General features: G+C 68.9%; 22 protein-coding genes. 11 read left to right on the top strand and 11 right to left on the bottom strand.

Annotated features, from left to right (window positions below; translation table 11 throughout):
* The first annotated feature begins 108 nt into the window (after positions 1-108).
* From H0B43_RS00750 to H0B43_RS00735, 4 genes are all read left to right on the top strand, one after another.
* Positions 109-1,149, top strand: a complete 1,041-nt coding sequence (locus H0B43_RS00750) for an iron ABC transporter substrate-binding protein (RefSeq protein WP_185730726.1) — start codon at positions 109-111, stop codon at positions 1,147-1,149.
* Between the two features lie 71 nt (positions 1,150-1,220).
* Positions 1,221-2,732: an iron ABC transporter permease gene (locus H0B43_RS00745; protein ID WP_185730760.1), complete on the top strand. Its 1,512-nt coding sequence runs from the start codon at positions 1,221-1,223 to the stop codon at positions 2,730-2,732.
* A complete protein-coding gene (locus H0B43_RS00740) occupies positions 2,729-3,769 on the top strand; it encodes an ABC transporter ATP-binding protein (protein WP_185730725.1) in 1,041 nt (346 codons plus the stop codon). Before H0B43_RS00745 ends, H0B43_RS00740 begins: the two co-directional genes overlap by 4 nt.
* A 335-nt stretch (positions 3,770-4,104) precedes the next feature.
* A complete protein-coding gene (locus H0B43_RS00735; protein WP_185730724.1) occupies positions 4,105-4,698 on the top strand; it encodes a M56 family metallopeptidase in 594 nt (197 codons plus the stop codon).
* Between the two features lie 6 nt (positions 4,699-4,704).
* On the opposite strand, the gene H0B43_RS00730 is transcribed toward H0B43_RS00735, so the two are convergent.
* From H0B43_RS00730 to H0B43_RS00700, 7 genes are read right to left on the bottom strand one after another with little or no spacing between them, the layout of a single operon-like run.
* The gene (locus H0B43_RS00730) at positions 4,705-5,619 is read right to left on the bottom strand and encodes a sterol desaturase family protein (RefSeq protein WP_185730723.1); all 915 of its coding nucleotides are present in this window, start codon (positions 5,617-5,619) and stop codon (positions 4,705-4,707) included.
* Positions 5,620-5,667: 48 nt separating this feature from the next.
* Positions 5,668-6,414, bottom strand: coding sequence for an AraC family transcriptional regulator (locus H0B43_RS00725; protein ID WP_312034174.1), 747 nt, complete (start codon positions 6,412-6,414; stop codon positions 5,668-5,670).
* Positions 6,411-7,013 carry a cadmium resistance transporter gene (locus H0B43_RS00720; RefSeq protein ID WP_185730722.1) on the bottom strand — a complete coding sequence of 201 codons (603 nt, stop codon included), beginning with the start codon at positions 7,011-7,013 and terminating at the stop codon, positions 6,411-6,413. Before H0B43_RS00720 ends, H0B43_RS00725 begins: the two co-directional genes overlap by 4 nt.
* Before the next feature lie 43 nt (positions 7,014-7,056).
* Positions 7,057-7,404, bottom strand: coding sequence for a DUF3703 domain-containing protein (locus tag H0B43_RS00715; protein WP_185730721.1), 348 nt, complete (start codon positions 7,402-7,404; stop codon positions 7,057-7,059).
* Complete coding sequence (locus tag H0B43_RS00710) at positions 7,401-7,922, bottom strand: signal peptidase II (protein ID WP_185730720.1); 522 nt, start codon at positions 7,920-7,922, stop codon at positions 7,401-7,403. Before H0B43_RS00710 ends, H0B43_RS00715 begins: the two co-directional genes overlap by 4 nt.
* Positions 7,919-9,874, bottom strand: a complete 1,956-nt coding sequence (locus H0B43_RS00705; protein WP_185730719.1) for a cation-translocating P-type ATPase — start codon at positions 9,872-9,874, stop codon at positions 7,919-7,921. Before H0B43_RS00705 ends, H0B43_RS00710 begins: the two co-directional genes overlap by 4 nt.
* A complete protein-coding gene (locus H0B43_RS00700) occupies positions 9,871-10,251 on the bottom strand; it encodes a helix-turn-helix transcriptional regulator (protein ID WP_185730718.1) in 381 nt (126 codons plus the stop codon). The genes H0B43_RS00705 and H0B43_RS00700 overlap by 4 nt, the downstream gene beginning before the upstream one ends.
* A gap of 86 nt (positions 10,252-10,337) precedes the next feature.
* On the opposite strand from H0B43_RS00700, the gene H0B43_RS00695 reads away from it, so the two are divergent.
* On the top strand, positions 10,338-11,741 hold the full coding sequence (locus H0B43_RS00695; protein WP_185730717.1) for an MFS transporter: 1,404 nt from the start codon (positions 10,338-10,340) through the stop codon (positions 11,739-11,741).
* Between the two features lie 221 nt (positions 11,742-11,962).
* Positions 11,963-14,065: an N-acetylmuramoyl-L-alanine amidase gene (locus H0B43_RS00690; RefSeq protein ID WP_213014993.1), complete on the top strand. Its 2,103-nt coding sequence runs from the start codon at positions 11,963-11,965 to the stop codon at positions 14,063-14,065.
* An 89-nt stretch (positions 14,066-14,154) separates the two neighbouring features.
* Here H0B43_RS00690 and H0B43_RS00685 read toward each other — a convergent pair whose 3' ends face one another.
* The 3 genes from H0B43_RS00685 to H0B43_RS00675 all read right to left on the bottom strand — a co-directional run bounded on the left by H0B43_RS00685 (position 14,155) and on the right by H0B43_RS00675 (position 17,079).
* A complete protein-coding gene (locus tag H0B43_RS00685) occupies positions 14,155-14,424 on the bottom strand; it encodes a metal-sensitive transcriptional regulator (RefSeq protein ID WP_185730715.1) in 270 nt (89 codons plus the stop codon).
* A 98-nt stretch (positions 14,425-14,522) separates the two neighbouring features.
* Entirely contained in the window at positions 14,523-15,299 is a 777-nt protein-coding gene (locus H0B43_RS00680; protein ID WP_185730714.1) for a sulfite exporter TauE/SafE family protein, read from the bottom strand.
* Between the two features lie 400 nt (positions 15,300-15,699).
* Positions 15,700-17,079, bottom strand: coding sequence for an MBL fold metallo-hydrolase (locus tag H0B43_RS00675; protein WP_185730713.1), 1,380 nt, complete (start codon positions 17,077-17,079; stop codon positions 15,700-15,702).
* A gap of 151 nt (positions 17,080-17,230) precedes the next feature.
* Here H0B43_RS00675 and H0B43_RS00670 point away from each other — a divergent pair, with 151 nt between their 5' ends.
* On the top strand, positions 17,231-17,758 hold the full coding sequence (locus H0B43_RS00670; protein WP_185730712.1) for a DinB family protein: 528 nt from the start codon (positions 17,231-17,233) through the stop codon (positions 17,756-17,758).
* An 11-nt stretch (positions 17,759-17,769) separates the two neighbouring features.
* Here the strand turns inward: H0B43_RS00670 and merB are convergent, their stop codons facing one another.
* Positions 17,770-18,078, bottom strand: coding sequence for an organomercurial lyase (merB, locus tag H0B43_RS41170; protein ID WP_252190862.1), 309 nt, complete (start codon positions 18,076-18,078; stop codon positions 17,770-17,772).
* Between the two features lie 266 nt (positions 18,079-18,344).
* On the opposite strand from merB, the gene H0B43_RS00660 reads away from it, so the two are divergent.
* From H0B43_RS00660 to H0B43_RS00645, 4 genes are all read left to right on the top strand, one after another.
* A complete protein-coding gene (locus H0B43_RS00660; protein WP_185730711.1) occupies positions 18,345-18,620 on the top strand; it encodes a hypothetical protein in 276 nt (91 codons plus the stop codon).
* A 60-nt stretch (positions 18,621-18,680) separates the two neighbouring features.
* Positions 18,681-18,998 carry a ribbon-helix-helix domain-containing protein gene (locus H0B43_RS00655; RefSeq protein ID WP_185730710.1) on the top strand — a complete coding sequence of 106 codons (318 nt, stop codon included), beginning with the start codon at positions 18,681-18,683 and terminating at the stop codon, positions 18,996-18,998.
* Between the two features lie 145 nt (positions 18,999-19,143).
* Entirely contained in the window at positions 19,144-20,622 is a 1,479-nt protein-coding gene (locus tag H0B43_RS00650; protein WP_185730709.1) for a hypothetical protein, read from the top strand.
* 92 nt (positions 20,623-20,714) lie between these two features.
* Positions 20,715-21,503, top strand: a complete 789-nt coding sequence (locus H0B43_RS00645) for an alpha/beta fold hydrolase (protein WP_185730708.1) — start codon at positions 20,715-20,717, stop codon at positions 21,501-21,503.
* Positions 21,504-21,643: the final 140 nt, after the last annotated feature.

Here is a 21,643-nt window from a genome sequence, read left to right as displayed (position 1 = left end):
TCCTCCACTCGATGTGCCCCGCACGGCAATTTAGGTTTGCCAATCCTGTGAGTAGCATCATTTTTTGGAGACGGTCGGGAAGGTCCCTGCTGCGGAAGAGGACGGACGATGAGGATGCGGATCGGACTGATGTCGGGGGTGGCACTGGCCACCGCCGCGGTGCTGACGGTGGCGGGGTGCTCGGATTCCGGTTCGGACAACGGGACCGATTCCGGCGGAGCCAACCAGATCACCGTGTACAACGCGCAGCACGAATCGTTGACCCAGGAATGGGCCGACGCCTTCACCGCGGAGACCGGCATCGAGGTGGAACTGCGCAACGGCAGTGACACCGAGCTCGGCAACCAGCTCGTGGCCGAGGGTGACCAGTCGCCGGCTGATGTGTTCCTCACGGAGAATTCCCCGGCCATGACGCTGGTGGAGAACGCCGGGCTCTTCGCCGACGTGAACCAGGACGTCCTCGACCAGGTCCCGGGTCAGTACCGGCCGTCGAGCGGTAAGTGGACCGGCATCGCGGCGCGTTCCACCGTCTTTGCGTACAACAAGGACACGCTGCCCCAGGACCAGCTGCCGAAGTCGCTGCTCGACCTGCAGGATCCCGCCTGGAAGGACCGCTGGGCGGCGTCCCCGTCGGGCGCCGATTTCCAGGCCATCGTCAGTGCACTGCTCGAGCTGAAGGGTGAGGACGCCACCCGGGCGTGGCTGGCCGGGATGAAGGAGAACGTCCGCACCTACAAGGGCAACGGCGCGGTGATGAAGGCCGTCAACGCGGGTGAGATCCCGGGCGGGGTGATCTATCACTACTACTGGTTCGGTGATCAGGCCAAGACCGGTGAGAACAGCAACAACGTCGCCCTGCACTACTTCAAGAACGAGGATCCGGGGGCGTTCGTCAGCGTCTCCGGTGGTGGTGTCCTGAAGTCCAGCACGAAGCAGGATGCGGCGCAGCAGTTCCTGAAGTTCGTCACCGGCCAGAAGGGTCAGGACGTTCTGCAGACGGGGACGTCGTTCGAGTACACGGTGGGCAGTGGCGTGCCGGCGAATCCGAAGCTGGTTCCCCTCGCTGAACTGCAGGCCCCGCAGGTCGACCCCGCGAAGCTCAACAGCCCGCAGGTCACCGAGCTCATGACGGAAGCCGGTTTGCTCTGAATCTCGCACTGATCGGCCGAGCACGGTCGTCAGACGCGGCCACGGCGCGTCCCCCGACCGCCGGGCCGGGTCTGCCCCTGCCGCTGGCGGTCGCCGCGGTGATCGTGGTGGCCGCGTCGTTCATTCCGCTCGGCTACGTGGTGGCGGCGAGCATCGCCACGGGCAACACCGCGTCGGCGTTGCTGTTCCGACCCCGGGTACGCGAATTGCTGTCGAACACGGTGCTGTTGGTCGTGGTCACGGTGCCGATCTGCGTCGTCGTCGGCGTCCTCGCCGCCTGGTTCGTCGAGCGCACCCGGGTACCGGGGGCGAAGGTGTGGGCGGTGCTTCTCGCGGCGCCGCTGGCCGTTCCGGCGTTCGTCAATAGTTATTCCTGGGTGACGGCGATTCCCTCCCTCGGCGGGCTGGCGGGCGGTGTCCTCATCGCGACCCTCTCGTATTTCCCGCTCGTCTACATTCCGGCGGCCGCGACACTGCGCCGACTGGACCCGGCCGTCGAGGAATCGGCGCGAGCACTCGGACTCGGGCCCTGGGCGGTGTTCTTCCGCGTCGTGGTGCCGCAGCTGCGCCTCGCCATCGCCGGCGGGGCGCTGCTGGTCTCGCTGCACCTTCTCGCCGAATACGGCGCCTTCGTCTTCATCAGGTTCGACACGTTCACGACGGCGATCTTCGAGCAGTACCAGTCGACGTTCAACGGAACCGCGGCGACCATGCTCGCCGGTGTCCTGGTGCTGCTGTGCCTGACCCTGCTGGTGATCGAATCGGTCGTCCGCGGCAGCGCCCGGTACGCCCGGATCGGGTCGGGTGCGGCCCGCCGGGCCGTGCCCGCCGAACTCGGCTGGCGGTACTCGCCGATCGTGCTTGCGTTCCTCGGGGTGCTGATCGCGGCGTCCGTCGGTGTCCCGGTCGTCAGCGTCCTGCGGTGGCTCGTCATCGGCGGGAGCGCGGTCTGGGAATGGGACGCCGTCGCGTCCGCGCTGGTACAGACTCTCGGGTTCGGCATCGCCGGCGCCGTCGTGACGTGTGTACTCGCCTTCCCGATCGCCTGGATCTCGATCCGCCGCCGCGGACGGTTCAGCCGCTTCCTCGAGGGCGGCACCTACATCTCGAGTTCGCTGCCCGGCATCGTGGTGGCACTGGCATTGGTCACCGTCTCCATCCGCTACCTCCACCCGCTCTATCAGAGCGTGGCCGTGGTGATCGCGGGCTACGCGCTGCTGTTCCTGCCGCGTGCCCTGGTGAACCTCCGGGCCGGACTCGCGCAGGCGCCTGTCGGGCTCGAGGAGGCGGCGCAGTCGCTGGGTGTCTCACCGCCCTCGGCCTTCTTCCGGGTCACGCTGCGGCTGGCTGCCCCGGCCACGGCGGCGGGCGGGGCGCTGGTGTTCCTGGGGATCGTCAACGAGCTGACCGCCACCCTGTTGCTGGCGCCCACCGGTACCCGCACCCTGTCCATGCGGTTCTGGTCACTGAGCAGCGAGATCGACTACGCCGGCGCCGCACCGTACGCACTGATCATGATCGTGCTGTCGCTGCCCATGACCTACGTGCTCTTCTCCCAGTCGAAAAAGGTAGCGGGACTATGACCTACGCACTCGAAGTGGAAGGACTCGACAAGTCGTTCGGCGCCGCGGCGATCCTCCGGCACGTCTCGTTCGCCGTCGACGCCGGATCCACCACGGCGATCGTCGGACCGTCCGGTTGTGGCAAGACCACCCTGCTCCGCCTGATCGCGGGCTTCGAGAAGCCGGACGCCGGCACCATCGCATTGGCCGGCCGGGTCGTCGCGGGCGGCGGCTGGACGCCTGCACACCGGCGGTCGGTGGGGTACGTCGCCCAGGACGGTGCGCTGTTCCCGCACGCCACGGTCGGCGCGAACGTCGGGTTCGGTCTGCCCCGCCGGGCCCGCACCGCGCCGAGGATCGCCGGGCTCCTCGACATGGTGTCTCTGGACCCGTCGTACGCGGCCCGCCGACCCGACCAGCTGTCGGGCGGGCAGCAGCAGCGGGTGGCACTCGCGCGGGCACTGGCCCGGGAACCCGAACTCATGCTGCTCGACGAGCCGTTCTCCGCACTGGACGCCGGGCTGCGGGCGAACACCCGTAGGATCGTCGCCGACGTCCTCGCGAAGGCGGGGATCACCACCATCCTCGTCACCCACGACCAGCCCGAGGCGCTGTCGTTCGCCGACCGGGTCGCGGTGATGAGTGCGGGTCGGCTCGCCCAGATCGGTACCCCACGCGAAATCTATTCCACCCCTGTCGACGTCCCCACCGCGGAGTTCATCGGCGACGCCGTCGTGTTGCCGGCGCACGTCGACGGCGGCCGGGCCCGCTGCGCCCTCGGCGACGTGGCCGTGGCCTCGAACGGTGTCCGCGGGAGCGCCCGAGTGATGTTGCGGCCGGAGCAGATCGAGGTGACCGCGGACGGCGCAGGCGTATCCGGGACGGTCGTCGACGTCGAGTACCTCGGGTCGGAGATGCTGCTCGGCATCCGCCTCGACAACGCGGACGGCGTCGTCTCCGAACGGGTCACCGTCCGCCGCTTCGGTGCCACCGCCCTCACCCCGGGCGATCGCGTCGGCATCCGCGTCCTCGGCAAGGCCGTGGCGTACGAACTATGAGAGGTCGCGCCGCGCGGGGTGGTGGGATCCGCGTGTCACGACGCTGCATGGGCGCAAGGGTGAGGCCCGGATGCGGACTTGGGTTTAGCCGCCCGCCTCGTAGGTCCGCGAGCGCGTGCTTGTTGACACTGCGCCACGCTGCCGAGCCGACGGGGAGCGCGTGGTTGCGGGCGAGTGCGCGGCTGCACCGGTGTTCCTGAACGTAGAAGCCAACTGAAGCGGCGCCGAGGGCGGTGGACACATCACCCCGACCCCGGGGTGGATCACACGGAACAGCCGCGAATCGATCGCATGGAAATTGCCGCCGACCTCGGACCGGACTGGGGTTGCTGCGGATGCGGGCGCGCACGCACCGGCACGCCCGGATGGCGCGGGTGATCGGCCGGCGCCTGACCGGTTCCGATGCGGTGGTGGTCGAGACCGCGGACCGGCTCGCCTACTGCGTCGCCGGACGCCCGCACACCATCGTGGTCACCACCGGAGCCCTGACCGCGCTCGACCCGGATCAGCTCGAGGCCGTTCTCGCGCACGAGCGCGCGCACCTGACCGGCCGCCATCACCTGCTGCTCGCCGCCGCCCGGGGCCTGGCCGCGGCGCTACCCCGGATGCGGCTGTTCCGCGACGGGGCGGTCGAGATCGCCCGACTGCTCGAGATGTGCGCCGACGACATCGCCGCCCGCGACCATGGCCGGCGGACGCTGCTCGGTGGTCTGCTCGCCCTGACCGGGGCACCCGCCGGCGCGCTCGGCGCGGGCGGGGAAGACGTGCTCGCCCGCGCCGACCGGCTCACCACCGCTGTCTCCACCCCCGCGCAGATGCGGGCCCGTACGCTGCTGTCGATGACCACCCTCTCGATCGCCGCGAGCCCACTCGCGTTCGGGGTGCTGTCCGCCGCCGGTGTGATCATGTGCGGCCCGACCGCCCCCTGAGCCAGCTCAGGGGGCGGTCGCTCGGGTCGGTGAGTCAGGGGTGTGGTGGCAGCCGCCGGTGGCGGTGAAGGGGTAGGTCAACTGCCGGAGGTAGCCGGTCGGGTAGTCGGGTTCGGCGGCCATCCCGAGGTGGTCGCTGGTGAAGCGGCGGGCGGGGTCGTAGGAGTAGGTGCGCAGCAGGTGATCCCAGAGCAGGGTGAACAGGCCGAAGTTGACGTCGCCGATGCCGGCCCATTTGAGGTGGTGGAAGCGGTGCCCCTCGTTGAGGGCGAGGACGTACCTCAGCGGGCCGACGCGGTAGTCGGCGTTCGAGTGCTGCAACAGCAATTGAATCGCGACCGCGAGGGCGAGGACGGAAGCAACCTCCACGGGGAGGCCGAGCAGGATCAGCGGGGCGACCCCGGCGGCCATTTCGACGGCTTGGTGCAGGGGGTGTTTCATCAGCCCGTTGAGGCCGTAGAAGCGGGTGACACTGTGGTGGACGGCGTGGAACCGCCACAGCACCCCGATCTTGTGGCTGGCCAGGTGCACCAGGGTGATCCCGAGGTCGGCGATCAGTATCGCGGCGAGCACCTGGAGCAGCAACGGCCACTTGGTCGGCCAGATCCCGGAACCGGGCACGATCGCCGCCAGCACCGGGATGGCGGCGACGCTGGCCAGGATCAGGGTCTCGTTCACGACGACGTGGATGCGGTCCCGGGTGGTGTCCTGGTAGTCGGTATTCCATTCCGGGGCGTAGGGGATGACCCGTTCGACGAGGAACGACGCGCCGATCGCGGTGGCCAGCACCAGCAGCAGCAGGATTTTCTGGGCACCGGCGGCGGTGAGGGCGATCCCGATGCCGTTGAGTCCGATCAGCAGGAACGGTGCGTACCCGTAGCGGGCCAGCTGATGCACCGGAGTGTGGGTGAGAGTGGGCATGTGCTCGATCGTGGCCGCCGAGTAGGGGTGCGGGCTTGAACGATTCGGCTATCGGCGCGGGGTGGTGTCCCAGGTGACGGTGCGGCTCAGCGCGGACGGGGGCAGCCCGAAGGTGTCCCGGCAGGTCCGGGTCAGGTGGGCGCTGTCGGCGAACCCGGCGGCGTGGGCGGCGGTGGTGAGATCGCGTCCCGCCCCGACCTCGGTGACGGCGATCATCAGGCGGGTCCAGAGCACGTAGCGGCGCAGCGGGAGTCCGACCTGCTCACTGAAAAGATGGCTGAGCCTGCTGGTGGACAGACCCACCCGGTCGGCGAGGTCACTGGTGGTGACCGGTCCGTCGGCGACGAGCGTGGGCAGCAGCTCCAATGCCGCGGTCACCGACCGGTGCCGGTCCGGTGGGCGGGGTGCGGAATCCGGGACCAGCGCGCCGACCACGTCGGCGACCAGGGCACCGAGACCGCCGTCGACGGCGGGTGCGGGCAGGGGTGGTCCGCCGGCCCAGCCGAATCGGTGGGCTCGGTGGCCGGCGGCGCGGCCGGCCGCGGTGTCCGGGTCGAGGAACACCACCGCACCGGTCGGCGCTCCGGTCGCGATGCGATGCGCGGTGTCGGGTGGCACGACGATCGCGGTGCCGCAGTGCCGGGCCCCGGCCTCGTCGGCGACGGTGAGCGATGTGTCTGCGGTCATGACCTGGGCGGCGTGGTGCGCGTGGGTGTCGGTGGCCCCGATCGACCCGGCGAACGCGAGGATCCCGGGCCGGATCAGGGCGCCGCCGCACCAGCGCGTGTCGGTCACGTCAGGGCGGCGGACAGGCGGCCGAGGACACCGGATTCGAGCAGGATGATCACACCCAGGCCGATGAACACCGCGGGCACGAGCCAGTGCTCGACCCGCTCGAGGGTGGCGATGACCTTCTTGTGGGTACCGAGCAGTCTGCCGGCGGCGCACCAGAGTCCGACGCAGACCAGGAACACGGCGATGGTGACCGCTGTCTGCGGCGCACCGAGGGTGCGGAAGACCGGGGTGTAGACGGCGATGTTGTCGGCGCCGTTGGCGATGGTGATGGCGGCGACACTGGCCAGCCCGGTCGCCACCACCGCGGATTCACCGTCGCCGTCGTCGCGCAGGCCCCGGATCAGTCCCCAGATCCCCAGCGACAGGGGCAGCAACCCGAGCAACCCCACCCAGTCCTCGGGCACGATCACCAACCCCAGGGCGGCGACCACACTGATCGCGACGAGGGTGATCAGGCCGAGGTACTGGCCGGCGGCGATCTGCCACGGCCGCGGGCGGCCCCCGCTGGCGGAGGCGACGAACAGCACGGTCAGCACGACGATGTCGTCGATGTTGGTGCCGGCGAACATCGCCACCGCCGCGGCGATGGTGCCGATCATCGGCTCCACCGAGCGACACCGGTCCGCCCGATGCTCTTGCCGGTCACGGGGTTCCGGTGATGGTGCTAGCCAGGTCCGCGGGCATCGACATCGGGGTCGTCAGTCCGGCGCGGGTGCGGCCGGTGTTGCCCTCCGGGTAGCGGCCGGCCAGCGAACCGGGCGCGGCGACGATGATCCGCACGATCTGCCCGAGGGCCTCGCGGCGATCGTGTTGCCGCAGCGCCAGGTTGAGCATGGCGAGGTGGTTGCGGGTGTGCGGCCACGGGTAGGGCTGGGACAGGATGTGCGCCCGTTCGAGATGCGCCCACCGCGTGTTGCCGGCTGCCGTGTCGCGGGCGGCGGTCATCTCCGCGGTGTAAGCGGATTGGATGCGGTCGGGCATGACGGTCATGTCGAACTCTCCTTCGCGGGCGTGGGATCAGCGGGGGCGTGGGTGGACTCCCAGAGCAGTGATGCGATGACCAGCACGACACCGCAGGTGAGGTAGGTGTCGGCGAGGTTGAAGGTGGGCCACCAGCCGGTGTGGAAGTAGTCGGTGACCTTCCCGTCGACGGCGCGGTCGATCACGTTGGCGGCCGCGCCGGCGACGATCGCCGACAAACCCACCACCGCCACCAGCGAACTGGTGGGGGCGGTCCGCCACGCGTAGATACCGACACCGAGGGTGATGGTGGCGGTGACCGCGAGGACGATCCCGGCCGGCAGCTGGTCGCCGACGCTGAACGCGACACCGCTGTTGTACGCCAACTTCAGTTGCAGCAATCCCAGGTCGACGGTGCGACCATCGGAAAGTTCGCGGCGCGCAACGGGTTCGACCAGCAGTGCGACGGCGGCGAGCGCGACACCGACGACCGCAAGAACCCGCCGCGACCAACCCGTGGTGGCCGATCGAGCCGCTGTCTCGCTCACGTGCGGGCCTCGACCTTCCCCGCCGCCGGGGCGGGTACCGACCCGGCGGTCAGGGCCTGGGCGCGGCCGGCCCGGACACCGTTGGCGATGACCACGATCTCGGCGAGCTCGTGCACCAGCACCACGGCGGCCAGGCCGAGGACCCCGAACAGTGCCAGCGGCATCAGGACCGTGATGATCGCCAACGACAACCCGACGTTCTGCAGCATGATGCGGCGCGAGCGGCGGGCGTGGGCCAGGGCCTGCGGCAGGTGCCGCAGGTCCTCACCCATCAGGGCGACGTCGGCGGTTTCGATGGCCACATCGGTGCCCATCGCGCCCATCGCGATACCGAGATCCGCGGTCGCCAGGGCCGGGGCGTCGTTGACACCGTCGCCGACCATCGCCGTCGACCGCCGGCCTTGCAGGTCGCCGATGATGCGGGCCTTGTCCTCCGGGCGCAGGTCCGCGTGCACCTCGTCGATCCCGACATCGGCGGCCAGGGCGCGGGCGGTGCGCTCGTTGTCGCCGGTCAGCATCGCCACGTGGTAGCCGTCGCGGTGTAGCCCGGCGACGACCTCGACGGCCTCGGGTCGCAGCTCGTCGCGGACCGCGATGGCACCGAGCACCAGGCCGTCGCGTTCGATGAGCACGGCGGTGGCTCCGGCGTGCTGCATCCGCTCCACCTCCTCGGCCAGTGGGCCGGGCTCGATCCAGCCTGGTCGGCCGAGCCGGACGCCGGCGCCGTGCAGGCGCCCGGTCAGGCCGGCGCTGGTGACGGACTCCACGTCCTCGGCCGGGGCGTAGTCGTCGACGGCGGCGAGGATCGCGGCGGCGAGGGGGTGTTCGCTGCGCGCCTCGAGCGCCGCGGCCACCGCGAGCACCTGATCGCGGGTGGCACCGTTCGTGGTGGCGACGTCGATGACGACCGGCTTGTTGCGGGTGAGGGTGCCGGTCTTGTCCAGCGCGATCCCGCGGATACCGCCGAGGGCCTCGAGCGCGGCGCCGCCCTTGACCAGGACACCGAGTTTGCTGGCGGCGCCGATCGCGGCGACGACGGTGACCGGGACGGCAATGGCCAGCGCGCACGGGGAGGCGGCCACCAGGACGACGAGAGCGCGTTCGATCCACACCCGCGGCTCGCCGAGCAGGCTGCCCACGGCGGCGATGATCGTGGCGGCGACCATGATCGTCGGGACCAGGGGTTTGGCGATCTTGTCGGCGAGGCGCTGGGCCTCGCCCTTGCGGGACTGTTCGGCCTCGACGATCTTCACGATCTTGGCCAGCGAGTTGTCCTCGGCGCCCGCGGTCACCTCGACCTCGAGGATGCCCGTGCCGTTGATGGAGCCGGCGAACACCTCGTCGCCGGGGCCGGCCTCGACGGGCACGGATTCGCCGGTGATCGCCGAGGTGTCGAGGGCGGTGCGGCCGGCGCGGATGGTGCCGTCGGTGGCGATTCGTTCACCGGGTTTGACAATCATGAGCTCCCCGAGCGCCAACTCGGCCGGTGGCACCGTCTGCTCATGTCCGTCGCGGATCACGGTGGCGGTATCGGGGACCAGGGACAGCAGCGCGCGCAGGCCGCGGCGGGTGCGGGTGACCGCGTACTCCTCGAGGCCCTCACTGATCGCGAAGAGGAACGCGAGCATCGCGGCCTCGCCGACCTCGCCGAGGATCACGGCGCCGACCGCGGCGATCGTCATCAGGGTGCCGACGCCGATCTTGCCCTTGGCCAGCCGCGTGAGCGTGGAGGGGACGAAGGTGTAGCCGGCGACGGCCAACGCGAGAGCTTCGAGCGCCAACTTCACCGGATCGGGGCCACCGACCCAGCCGATGACCAGTCCGGCCGCCAGCAGCACCCCGGCGGCGGCCGCGGCCCGGATCTCGGTGATCTGCCACAACTTTTCCGGTTCGTGCTCCTCCTCGCCCTCGGGGCGGGGTTCGTCGTGGCCGCAGCCGCAGGCGTCGCTCATGCGGTCACCCCCGGGCCGGCGGCGTCGGTGCCGTAGTTCGGGCACAGCGCCACCGCGTTCCCGGTGGCGGCGAGGAGGGTTTCCGCCGACGCCAGCAGGTCCAGCAGCTCCGGGCGGGTCAGCGAGTAGAACACCTGCCGGCCTTGCGGGCGGCCCTGCACCAGACCGCAGTCCCGCAGGCACGCCATGTGCGCCGACACCGTCGACTGCGCCATACCGAGTTCGCCGACCAGGTCCGCCACCCGCACCTCTCCGTCGGCGAGGCGGCGCACGATCGCCAGCCGGGTGCCGTCGGAGAGGCTGTGGAACAACGCCACCGCCGCATCCAATTTCGAGCCGGTGCCGGAGACCAGGCACCCATCACTATCAATCGCCATATGGCGATGATAGCCTATTTAATAGTTACATCGTTGGGTGGCGATGATATCGCCGCTATCCGGTTCGGCGGTGGAGGAGCATGCTCATGAACGCACCCGGAGGTCGTCGGTGGTGGGCGTTGCTGCCGCTGACGCTGGCGGTCCTGACCCTCGGCTTCGACATCACCATCCTCAACGTGGCACTGCCCACCATCGCCGCGGATCTCGGTGCCGGCACCGCGGATCTGCAGTGGATGGTCAACGCCTACGTGCTGGTGTTCGCCGGCCTGATGCTGCCGTGCGGGGCGCTCGGCGACCGCTACGGGCACCGGCGGTCGATGCTGGTGGGCCTGACCCTGTTCGCCGCCGGCTCGCTGGTGGCGGCGGCGGCGAACACCGCGGGACCGGTGATCGCTGCCCGCGCGGTGATGGGGCTGGGGGCCGCGGTGCTCACCCCGATCGCCCTCGCCACGCTGCCGGTGCTGTTCACCGAGCCCCGCGAGCGGGCGAAGGCGCTGTCGGTGGTGATTGCCGCGATGGGTGCCGGTATCCCGCTCGGACCGCTGATCGGCGGCTGGCTGCTCGACCACTACTGGTGGGGGTCGATCTTCCTGATCAACGTCCCGGTCGCGGCGGCCGCGATGGTGGCCACCGCACTGCTGATCCCCGAGTTCCGCGACCCGGCCCCGCGCCCGGTCGACGTCCTCGGCGCCGCACTGGCCACCACCGGGCTGGTGGCCGTCGTGTACGGGGTGATCGAGGCACCCACCCGGGGCTGGACCGATCCGGTCACCGTCGTCGCCCTGGCCGGGGGCCTGGCGCTGGTGGCGGTGTTCGCCTGGTGGCAACGACACACCCGGCACCCGCTCATCGACCTGCCCCTGTTCGGTGAGCCACTGTTCGTCTGGGGCAGCGTCGCCGCGGCGCTGGCCAGCTTCGCGCTGCTCGGGCTGCTGTTCGTGGTGCCCCAGTACCTGCACCTGGTCGGCGGCTACGACGCCTTCGGCACCGGGCTGCGGTTGCTGCCGGTCATCGGCGGCATCGTGGTGGGCGCACCGGTCGGCGAGCGCTTCGCGGCGCTGTGCGGTGTCCGCGTCCCGGTCGCCGGCGGGCTGCTCCTGGCCACCGCGGGCCTGACCCTCGGCGCCACCACCGGCGCGGCCACCGGCTACGCCTTGACCGCCACCTGGCTCGCTGTCACCGGGGTGGGCGTCGGAGCGGCGCTGGCCCCGGCGGTCGACGCCGTCCTCGGCGTCTTGTCCCCCGAACGGTCCGGCTCCGGCATCGCGATCACCATGACCTTCCGCTACGTCGGCGGCGCCTTCGGGGTCGCCGTGCTCGGCAGTCTGCTCGCCGGGCAGCACGCCGCCACCCCGGTCGCCGCGTTCATGGACGGCATGACCACGGTGCTGCTGGTGAGCGCGGCCGTCACCGCCGTCGGTGCGGCCCTGACCGCGGCCGCCATGCCCCGCCGCGGCGCGCCGACGGCGATCGGTCCCACCCGCACCTGAAGGGCCACGTCACCACCGGCGCGCAACCCCCAAAGTCTCAACCTCAGATTGAATGTTGCGCCTGCTGTGACTAGTGTGACCAGAGTGATCAAGACCGGCGGCGTGCCGGTCACAGGGCCGCATCTGCAGCGGATGTTGTTCGGAGAACAAGACATTCGTCCAGTTCCACGCACGAACCTCGCACGGTCCGACGTCCGGGAAACTGCAACCGAGGAGTGCCCTTGTACCGCCGCCGGAGTCCGTCGCTCGTTGTCGCGGCGATCGCGGCTGTGGCTGTCGCCAGCCCCGTCGCGGTCTACGGCCTCGCCAGCGCACCGGCCGGAGTGCGCTCCACGAACGAGTCCCAGGCCGTCACGGTGTCCACACAGATCGCCCAGGTCGCCCTGTCCCAGATACCGGACATCGTGATCCCCCTGAAGGAACTGACGGGCCTGAACCTGCCCGACGTCAACATCGGCGATCTCCGGAACATCCCGCTTCCCGACACGATTCAGATCCCGAGCAACCTGCAGCTGCCCGGCGGCCTCCAGCTGCCGAACCTGCAGATCCCGCTGAAGGTGCCCGCGCCGGGCGACGTGTCCGATCCGACGCTCGCGCCGCCCGCCGATCAGCAGCCCGGCGCGGTCGTGAAGGAACTGACCCGCGACGTCCCGTTCAGCATGGTGGCGCTCACCTCGCAGACGGCGGCCTCCGCCGAGTCGAAGGTGCGCGCGTTGCAGGCGGACGGCACCTGGGGACAGTGGGTGTCCCCGGACATGATCGACACCCGGCGCACCGACCAGGCCACCGCCGGCGACAAGGTCGCCACCGAGCCCGTGTACGTCGGTGTCACCAAGGCGATCCAGATCCTCACCCCGATCGCGAATCAGGCGGCCGCGGCCGTTCCGGGACTTCCCGCCGTCCCGGCGACACCCGGGGAAGCGCTGGTCCCCGCACCCGCACACGCCCCGGCACCGGGGCCCCCGCCTGCGGGCGCGGCGCCGCTCGGGTACACGCCGGCGTCCGTCAACACGCCGCTGCGCCAGCAGCCCGCGCAGACCGGTCACGGCGACGTCACCGCCGTGCTGATCGAACCCGGCAGCGGCCCCGGCGATGCGACCCTCGGTGACGTCGCCGCCCCGTTGGACGGGACCGGCCCGAAGGTCATCTCCCGGGCGCAGTGGGGGGCCGACGAGTCGATCCGCTGCCAGGACCCCGACTACGACGACTTCATCGGCGGCGCAGCCGTCCACCACACCGACGGCAGCAACGACTACACGAAGGCCGAGTCGGCCGAGATCGTCCGCGGAATCTACGCCTACCACGCCCAGACGCTCGGCTGGTGCGACGTCGGCTACAACGTCCTCGTCGACAAGTACGGCCAGATCTTCGAGGGCCGCGCCGGCGGTCTCGACCGTCCCGTCCAGGGCGCCCACTCAGGCGGGTTCAATGAGAACACCACCGGTATCGCGATGATGGGCGACTTCTCCACGGAGGATCCGCCGCAGGTCACCCTCGACTCGGTCGGCAAGTTCCTCGGCTGGAAGCTGGGCAAGGCGGGACTCGACCCGCTCGGCCACACCACCATGTACTCCGAGGGCACCGAGTTCACCCCCTACGCCGAGGGGGAAGCGGTCGACCTGCCGATCATCTTCGCGCACCGCGATGTCGGCAACACCAGCTGCAACGGCGACGCCGGGTACCGGCACATGGACGAGATCCGTCAGATCGCCGCGGCCAACCTGGGCGGTGGCAGCGCGTCCCTCGCGTCGGGTGCATCGGCGAGCGGCACCCCGGCGCCGGCCGGCGACACCCCGGCACCGTCCGGTGGGACCGGCACCGACGCCAGCTCGAGCCTCGGTGCGGGCGTCCCGGCCCTCGTCACCGAACTGCTCCGGCTCACCGACCCGTCCCCGGTCGCACAGAAGTGGGTCGCGGAGGGCGGCGACACCGGCAGACTCGGCCCGGCGATCACCGGACTGCTGCAGGCCAAGGCAGGCAACAGCGCCGCGAAGTTCACCAACGGCGCCGTCTATACCTCCGCTACCGGCGTGTGGTCGGTGCTCGGCGAGATCTTCAAGACCTGGCAGAACCTTGGCGCCGACACCGGCGAGATCGGCCTGCCGACTTCGGACGAGTACCCGATCCCGGGTGGCCGGCGCGCCGACTTCGAGAACGGCTCGCTGATCTTCAACGAGCTCACCGGCATCGTCACCACGGTTCTCAAGACCTACAACGACGCCGACGCACCGGTGTACCCGATGCTTTCGGTCGCTGATCCTGCGCAACTTCCGCCTGTCCCGGCTCCGGTCGAACCTGCCCCGGCTCCCGCACCCGCGGGCTGACGCGCCGTTTTTCGCGCCCCGAACGCCGAGGGATCGCAGTGCCGGGCGCTGTCCCGATCGTCATCGGTCCCGCCGTGCGCGGCGCCCGGTCAGGCCAACGCCAGAAACAGCTTCTCGAGTTCGGCTTCGGTCATCGGTTCGGTGTTCTCGGCGGTGTTGCCGGTTAGGCACTCCCGCAGACCGGAGGCGACGATCTTGAATCCGGCCCGGTCCAGGGCCCGCGAGACCGCGGCCAGCTGGGTGACGACGTCCTTGCAGTCACGGCCCTGCTCGATCATCGAGATCACCCCGGCGAGCTGTCCGTGCGCCCGCCGAAGCCTGTTGAGCACCAATGCAACGCTGTCGTCGTCACCGACCATGACGAATCCTTCCGTGAAAGAAATAACCTTCCACAGGTTACCCCCTGGGGTATGTGAGTGTGGAGTGGGTGGCCGCGCCGGCCGCTCGCGAGTGCGGGTCATCGCAGCGTGAGCACCTCAATCAGGACGAATCCCGCCACCGCGAGGATCAGGACGGCGAACCACCGTTGTAACCGGGCCTTGTCGACGTGCCCGCCGTACCGGCCCGCGAGAAGCGATCCACCGACGGCGGTCACGGTGAACACCGCAACCAGCGCCCAGTCCAGGCGCAGATGACCGAGGTAGGCGATAAGCCCGGACCCCGAGTTCACGGCGACGATCAGCAGTGACGTGCCCACGGCGACAGCCATTTCCACCCCGAGCAGCAGGACGAGGGCGGGGATGATGAGGAAACCGCCGCCCACCCCGAAGAGCCCGGTCAGAAAGCCGACACCGAGGCCCGCCGGGATGGAACGGGACGTGCAGCGGCGCCAGTCGATGGCCGAGGCGCCGTCCGCGCGGCAGGCGGTCCCGACGCTCTCGGTGCTCGACAGCATCCGGATCGCGGAGGCGATCATCACCACCGCGAACCCGCCGAGGGTGACCGCTGGCGGCAGCAGCCGGTTCACCGCGCTGCCGGCGAACGCGGCCACGACACCGGTGCCGGCGAAGACCGCCATGACCCGCCACTGGATCTGCCCCGCCCGGATCTTCGGCACGGCCCCGAACAGCGAGGCGGCGCCGATCACGAGCAGCGACATCGGCACCGCCTGCTCGAGCGGAATCCCGATCCCGTACACCAGGCCCGGAACGGCGAGGATCGATCCACCGCCGCCGAGGAGGCCGAGCAGGACGCCGATGACGGCCCCGAGCGTGAGGGCCAGCAGAATCGTCACCGGGTCTTCCTCGGGAGTCGGAGCGTCATCTCGTGCCCGGTGGTGCACGCCGACCGCCGGTCGCGGGGCGGGTTCGCGGGGGTCAGCGGCGGAAGAGGGAGCCGAAGAACCCGGCCCGCGGCGCGGGCTCGGACACCGCCGCACACGAGCACGACTCGGATGCCGGCACCGACTTCATGACGTCGTCGACGTGCCGGCCGCAGCCTCCCCAGGTCGTTTTTCCGCACCGGCGGCACGCGACGGGATAACACATGATCAGTCCTCCTGGTAAACAAAGGTGTTGGTGCAACCCCGGCGGTGGCCGGGGGAAATTCGGTGCGGCGCAGCCGCTTCCGACACTGCGACAGCCGCCGCCGGGTTCGGGCGCTGACACATCGGGTGTGCGGGAGAGCGGAGAAGGTCAGGCCGGCATCGACTGTTCGGCCCAGGCGTTGTAGCCGCCGACGAGGTCGCGGACCTGCTCGAGCCCGTGGGCGCGGAGCAGTGACGCGGCGACGCTCGACCGCCAGCCGCCGGCGCAGTGCACCACGATCGGCTTGTCATCTGGCAGGTCGCCGACGCGGGCGCGTAGCTGCGGCAACGGGATCGATACCGATCCCGGAATCACACCGAAGTCGCGTTCGCCGGGATTGCGGATGTCGATCAACATGATCGCGCCGTCGGCGAGCAAGCCGTCAAGCTCGCTGACGGTGGTCCGCGCCGCCGTCCGGACGAGATCTGCCAGCCCACCGGGAAACGTCCCGTCGGCGGCGGTGTTGAAGTAGCCGATCACGGCGTCGGAGCCGATGCGGGCCAGCCGCATGGCCGCGTCCTGCTCCTGCCCGGGGTAGGTGATCAGCACGATGTCCTCACCGATGTCGGCGACCATCCCACCGGTTTCGGCGAACCGGCCGTCGAAACCGACGTTCACCGATCCGCGCAGGTGCCCGGCGGTGAAATCGGCGACGCTGCGGGCATCGAGCACCCGGACCCCGGCCGTGAGCGCGGCACGCAGCTTGGCCGCGGTCACCGCGGGGACCCGGCGCCGCTGATCGAGGACCGGGCGAGCGGCCTTGTTCAGGGCGGCATCGACGGCGAAGTACGCCGGCGCCGCCGGTTGGCCGTCGGTGATCACGGCGACGAAGTCCGATTCGCTCATCGGCTGCACCGACGGATTGGTGCGGCGTTGTTCCCCGATGGTCGAGGTCAGCTCCGCCGACAGATTCTTCCCGCAGGAAGACCCGGCGCCGTGCGCGGGCAGCACCGCCACCGAATCCGGCAGCGGCAACAGCACCTGATGGACGGTGCGATACATCGCCCGGGCCAGTTCCGTGTTGCTGCCGCCCCCGAGGTTGGCCAGGTCCGGGCGGCCGACATCGCCGATGAACAGCGAATCTCCGGTCAGCACCGCCGCGGGGACCGCGCCGGGGGTCTCGCGCACGAGCAGGCTGATCGACTCCCAGGTGTGCCCCGGGGTGGCCAGGACCTCCAGGTCGACCTCCCCCAGCGACAGATGCTCGCCGTGCGCCAACCGGCGAATCGGATACTCGGTCTGCGCCGCCTCCCCGAACCCGATCCAGCCACCGGTCGCCTCCACCAACTCCAGGTGCCCGGAGACGAAGTCCGCGTGGAAGTGGGTGTTGATCACCCCCTCGATCCGCAGCCCATATCGACGCGCGTCGGCGAGGTACTCGGTGACGTCACGGCGTGGATCGACCACGATCGCCCGCCCCGTCGCTTCGTCGCCGATCAGGTACGACGCGTGCGACAGGCACTCGATGTAGTACTGCTCGAGAATCATCCGGTCTCCTCCTGACAGGGATCGTCACCTGCAATACGACCAGGATGTCTGATACCCCCACGGGTATGCAAGTACCCCGTGGGGTATCTAACAACCGTGGCGACTTCCGCAGCAGACTTGGGGGGGCAACCGGCATGTAGGGGTGGTCGCCATGGCCGATCAGGAGGTCGATCGTGCAGAGATCGCCGCCGACCTCGAACGCGCCCGGCGGTCGCTGCACGAACTCCTCGACAGCGCCTCACCGCAGGATTTCGACCGCCGCTCGAACGGCACCCGCTGGACCAACGAACAGCTGCTGTTCCACATGGTGTTCGGCTACATGGTGGTCCGCCGGCTGTTGGTACTGGTTCGGATCCTCTCTCGGTTGCCCGACCGGATCGGCCGCCGATTCGCGCAAGCCCTCGACGCGGCCACCCCGGTATTCCACGAGATCAACTACCTCGGCTCCTGCGCGGCAGCGACCGTGTTCAACCGCCACCGGATGGGCCGACAGTGCGACCGCGTCATCGCCAGGCTGCAACGCTCCCTGGCGAGGGAATCAGAGACCGACCTGCAGCGCAGCATGGACTTTCCGGTCCGCTGGGACCCGTTCTTCACCGAGTCCATGACCCTCGAACAGGTCTACCGGTACCCGGGCAAGCACTTCGACTTCCACCGCGCCCAGCTCACCCTCGGCTGAGCGCCCCGGCATCAAGAGGTGAGCGCGCCGCCGAAGATCGTCGCCCCGAGCCGGGTGGCGTCGGCCAGGTCGGCGACGATGCCGCCGACCCGCGGATGCTCCCCGGCCCACGACCGGGCGGTGGCGCGGTCGGTGAAGAAATTCAAGCTGGTGCAGCAGGTCTCCGCGGAGGGGCCGCGCCCGGCATCGGCGCCGACGAACACCACCACGGTGGCCGGGGTCGCCACGGCGCTCTCGCCCTGCACGGTCACGGTGATGCGCTCACCGGTCACCGGATCGGCGGGCTCGATCACCACCTCGGTGCCGAGGATCGCAGACATCCCCAGCGCGTCGACCGCGCACATCGCCTACATGCCCGCCCCGCCCCCGATGCGGACCCGGTGCTGGGTCGGCGGGGAGAACGGATAGGCCGAGGCGATCCGCCCGGCCGGAACGAGCCGGATCACGTCCGCAGCGTGAACCGGTCCAGGACCCCCGACCCGGCTCACCGAATTCGGCTTTCCAACAGGCGGTTTCTCACTCGATCCAAGGGCCGAACTTGTAATTTCGTAGTACAGAATACCTATTTCTGTAGTACATTATTGGTGTGGCGATCGAATGGGCGACCAGCGCAGACAAACACGGTATCGACCGCGACGACGCGTTGCATGCGATCGAGAACGCCGTGTACGTCGAGCAAGAGTTCGACGAACCACGCGTTCCCGGGCACTCAAAGCCTTGGCTGTTCATCGGTCCTCCGCGCACACTTGGGGGTCCGTTGCTCGAAGTCATGGTGGAGATCGTTCCGCCGCGGGGCATGGTGGTTTTCCATGTGATGCAGGCGCGGCAGAAGCATCTCGACCGCATGAAGGACCAGCTGTGACCGCCGATCCCCGGTTGCGCAGGCATCCGGTCCAACCACACTCGAAGGGGTGACATACAGATGAACAGCAACGATAAGAACTCCGATTACGACGAGCTCGCCGACTGGGCCGAGCACGAGATGACGCTGCCGAAGAACTCGGCCACCGCCAAGCGGGGCGCCGAGGCCGCCGCAGCGGGGCGCGAACTGCTCGAAAGGGTGGGCGCCGGCCGGCCGTCCTTGGCCGGCGACGCTAGCGGCGAATCACCCAAACGGCAGGTCCGACTGCCGGCGCCGCTGAGCAACAAGCTCGACGAACTCGCTGAACGCCAGCACCGTAAGCCCAGCGAACTCATGCGTGAGGCCGTCGAGGAGTACATCCAGAGGCACTCCGCCTAACCACAACCAGGCGCGACCGACCCGTTTCTGCGGCGGCGGTCAGGGTGCAGCCGAACGGGTCACATTGGGCACAGAACGCTCGTGACGAGCAACGCGCCCAGTGGAGAGGTTGCTGCGCCCAGTCACAGATTGGACATTGAGAACAATGGCGGTAGTTCACGAAGATCGGCCCGAATATCCAGACCCCGAGGGGGACTTCGATCGTGAACTGGATGAGAGGCAGAACGAGTCAACGCGCTTGCCTTCCGGGGAAGATGTCCAGCGCCGTGTGCTGCAGGTTTCCGAGTGCTATGTCGGTGGCGATCTAGATCGACTGGTCGAGGGATGCAAGGCACTCGACATCGAACCTGACAATCCGTTTGGCGGACCCGACATTTACGAATGGGCCGATTCGGTCAGGCGCACCAGCAGCACAGGCGGTTGGGTAGTTGCCGCATCACTTTACCGGCGGGGAACTGAACGAAAGTGGATGGCTGACATCGCTGCCGACCTGCCAGAGGATTTTGATCGGGTTCGGCTCAAAGCGGTGTCGCCGATCCCGAGCGTGGTAGTCCTCCTAGCTACGTTTACCCTCTCCGACGTATCGGCCAATGCCCTGAACGATGAGCTGAACTCGAACAGATATTTGCGCATCGACACCGTCGGGAGAGGTTTTCGTCGCCACACTGCGTTTCATCGCAAGCAAGCAGCGATTGCGCACGAACGCACGCGTGTTCGCGAAGCGGCAAGCCAGTGGGTTGCCCGCGTCTTCCCTGGCACGATGATCGCCGACTTCAAAAAGGCATCGTTGCCTGCGATTGAAGTCATCACGACAAAGCTTGCGGCGCCTTTCACCCGACCTCAGTTGCCGGATGTACCGGTTGAGGAGATCAGCAGTCGTCTCGAGGACTACCGATACTTGCTCTCCATTGATGTTGAGGGAGACGCCTATACCGGCTCTTCTACGCCCGACTGGAAGATTGCTACTTCCTTCAGACCTGATGACGATCCGTGGACGATAGTGTGCGGCCACAAGCTCACCGTCGATGAATCCCCACGGGACGGCGTAACTTTTGGCGGGCCCTACACCGACGACCACTTCATCGAGAACCGCTTCGGCGGACTCATGGTGCGATGGGCGATCAAGTGCCTCATCGAATGCCACGAAGGAACGATAGCGCAGCTTCGCGATGACTTGGCGCGCAATCCAACAAGAGAGAAAAGCAGGTGGACCTTCATCAAACAGGTCGGCCAGAACGCCTTGCGCACAGAGACCATCGACTCGTTGGAGCGCGCGAGCAAACTTTTGAGCAACACGATCTTTGATGCCACGATTGTCTCGAATGAGGTTGGCAAGTGGGTCTCCAACGATCGCCGCTGGACCTATGAGCTCGATGAATACAAACAGATTCACGACTGGGGTGACGGTCAGGTTGACGAGTTCTTCTTCGACAAGATGCTGAGGACCTCGCTCGAAGACCGCGCTGAATGGTTTGGCGAGACCATTCCGCTGCTCAGGTCAGAGCTGGAACTGCGAGCATCAATCGAGTCGACGGCTGCCAATTTCCGGTTGCAACAGATCGCAATGGTCTTGGCGATCCTTGCAATCTTCATCTCGGTAGTCGCCATCGCTATGCCGAGTTAGTTACCACACGACGGGCGCGGCACTTTCTCGTCGAGCGGCACCCAGAGGCCCAGTTTCGTATCCTCCTGCGACCAGATGAGAAACGGACGGCGATGCGTGAATTCGACTACCGCGGTGACGACGGAAACCGCTTGTTCGCCGCCGCATGCGGGACGGGTCCGGTCGTCGTCCTGCTGCACGGCGGGGGGCCGGATCATCACAGCTTGCTGCCGATGGCAACGCGTCTCGAAGACCGGTTCACCGTTGTCGTTCCGGATGTGCGGGGATACGGCCGCTCGGTGTGCAGGGATCCGGCGCTGCACACGTGGAGCCGCTACGCCGCCGATGTGATCGCCCTACTGGACCACCTCGGCGCGCCGGAGGCGGTGGTCGGTGGGACCGGGCTGGGCGGCACCATCGCCTTACGCACCGGCCTGGCCTTTCCCTCACGAGTGCGGGCGGTGGTGGTGATCAGCGCCGAGGATATCGAGGACGACGAGGCGAAATTGGCCGAAACCGCGTTGATGGACCGCTTCGCCGAGCGGGTGCGAGCAGACGGTATCGAAGCGGCGTGGGAGTTGTTCCTTCCCCACCTGCAACCACTGATCGGGAACCTGGTGCGCGATGCGATACCGCGCGCCGACCCGGGGAGCGTCGCCGCAGCGGCCGCCATTGGGCGTGACCGCTCATTCCGCACGCTCGACGAACTCGGCGCGATCGACGTTCCGGTTCTCATCGTCCCCGGCGCCGACGAGCGCCATCCGGCCGCGCTCGCCGAACGCATGAGCTCGACGATTCCGCATGCGACACTCGCGCGGAACGTGTCGTTCGACGCGCTCGAGTCGGCGGACGATCTCGCCGACGCCGTCGTCCCGCAGATCCGCCGATTCCTCGGCAACTGAGGCCATTACCCGTCCCCGTGCGTGCCCGAGCCACGTTCGTCCGACAGGCGCACCCTGGGGCGTCGTGGCTCGGCACGGCACCGCTGCTCAGCGGTGCCCGGTTCGCGGGCCCGGGGTGGATCGGGCTTGCCGTGTCGTGG

The sequence above is a fragment of the Rhodococcus sp. 4CII genome (genome assembly GCF_014256275.1).
Lineage (GTDB): Bacteria > Actinomycetota > Actinomycetes > Mycobacteriales > Mycobacteriaceae > Rhodococcus_F > Rhodococcus_F wratislaviensis_A.
This window is presented reverse-complemented; position numbering and strand designations above follow the sequence as displayed.

Excerpts from the sequence above, each read along its gene's own strand:
- H0B43_RS00695 (WP_185730717.1), top strand. The coding sequence starts at position 10,338 with ATGAACGCACCCGGAGGTCGTCGGTGGTGGGCGTTGCTGCCGCTGACG.
- H0B43_RS00720 (WP_185730722.1), bottom strand. The coding sequence starts at position 7,013 with ATGATCGGCACCATCGCCGCGGCGGTGGCGATGTTCGCCGGCACCAAC.
- merB (WP_252190862.1), bottom strand. The coding sequence starts at position 18,078 with ATGTCTGCGATCCTCGGCACCGAGGTGGTGATCGAGCCCGCCGATCCG.
- H0B43_RS00655 (WP_185730710.1), top strand. The coding sequence starts at position 18,681 with ATGAACAGCAACGATAAGAACTCCGATTACGACGAGCTCGCCGACTGG.
- H0B43_RS00700 (WP_185730718.1), bottom strand. The coding sequence starts at position 10,251 with ATGGCGATTGATAGTGATGGGTGCCTGGTCTCCGGCACCGGCTCGAAA.
- H0B43_RS00730 (WP_185730723.1), bottom strand. The coding sequence starts at position 5,619 with ATGCCCACTCTCACCCACACTCCGGTGCATCAGCTGGCCCGCTACGGG.
- H0B43_RS00650 (WP_185730709.1), top strand. The coding sequence starts at position 19,144 with ATGGCGGTAGTTCACGAAGATCGGCCCGAATATCCAGACCCCGAGGGG.
- H0B43_RS00750 (WP_185730726.1), top strand. The coding sequence starts at position 109 with ATGAGGATGCGGATCGGACTGATGTCGGGGGTGGCACTGGCCACCGCC.
- H0B43_RS00735 (WP_185730724.1), top strand. The coding sequence starts at position 4,105 with ATGCGGGCGCGCACGCACCGGCACGCCCGGATGGCGCGGGTGATCGGC.
- H0B43_RS00740 (WP_185730725.1), top strand. The coding sequence starts at position 2,729 with ATGACCTACGCACTCGAAGTGGAAGGACTCGACAAGTCGTTCGGCGCC.
- H0B43_RS00715 (WP_185730721.1), bottom strand. The coding sequence starts at position 7,404 with ATGACCGTCATGCCCGACCGCATCCAATCCGCTTACACCGCGGAGATG.
- H0B43_RS00670 (WP_185730712.1), top strand. The coding sequence starts at position 17,231 with ATGGCCGATCAGGAGGTCGATCGTGCAGAGATCGCCGCCGACCTCGAA.
- H0B43_RS00685 (WP_185730715.1), bottom strand. The coding sequence starts at position 14,424 with ATGGTCGGTGACGACGACAGCGTTGCATTGGTGCTCAACAGGCTTCGG.
- H0B43_RS00675 (WP_185730713.1), bottom strand. The coding sequence starts at position 17,079 with ATGATTCTCGAGCAGTACTACATCGAGTGCCTGTCGCACGCGTCGTAC.
- H0B43_RS00645 (WP_185730708.1), top strand. The coding sequence starts at position 20,715 with ATGCGTGAATTCGACTACCGCGGTGACGACGGAAACCGCTTGTTCGCC.
- H0B43_RS00705 (WP_185730719.1), bottom strand. The coding sequence starts at position 9,874 with ATGAGCGACGCCTGCGGCTGCGGCCACGACGAACCCCGCCCCGAGGGC.